The 676-nt window shown below is 43.6% G+C and carries 1 protein-coding gene; it reads right to left on the bottom strand.

The annotated features are described in order from the left end of the window. The coding region (locus R7Q46_RS27425) for a serine hydrolase (protein ID WP_318078308.1) at positions 1–329 on the bottom strand (329 nt) is incomplete at its 3' end. Positions 330–676: the final 347 nt, after the last annotated feature.

The following is a 676-nucleotide window of genomic DNA, read 5'->3' as shown; positions in this document are numbered from 1 at the left end:
CGTGTGCTTTGTCCAGCCAGTTTATCCATCACCGGAGACCAAACCACAATATTGCGTTCATCGATTTTCGCTGTGGCATTTTTGTTGAGTTTGCCGCTGTCCATGTCGCTTAGCATGGTGGCACACGCTAACGTTTTGAATGTGCTCATTAATGGGAAACGTTCGTCTCCGCGATAATCCCAACGCTCGTCCGTTTGTGTATCCCAGACTGACACTCCAATTCGCCCAGATGTTTGTTTCTCGATGAGGGAGATGTCTTCGTTTAATTTGGAGGCGTAACTAACAGTTGAGCAAACCATCAGCCCAACCAACAGGAATAACTTTTTCATGCGTGGTGTTCTTCGTTCTTTTGGTTTTGATTCGCACTTTGGCGATGTTAAGCAAACTATAACGAGTGAATACTCTAACCACTGTTAAATCCCTGTCGATTTTCTGTAGGATTCTGCGCAATACCTCCAAGTTTGTTATTGACCTTAGGTATATTGTGGGTTTACTCAACTTTACGAATATTGACGTTGCATTACGCTAGAAAAACTAAACTAGAGTTGTCGTCAATTTGAGAGTGATGTTCATGAAAACTGTACGAAATTTTGCATGGATCATAATTGCCGCCGTGTCTGTGTTGTGGTGGATGAGTGAACCGCAACTGCTGTCCTCGACCCAATTCTTCCAATGG

It is taken from the genome of Vibrio sp. 811 (assembly GCF_033339195.1).
This window is presented reverse-complemented; position numbering and strand designations above follow the sequence as displayed.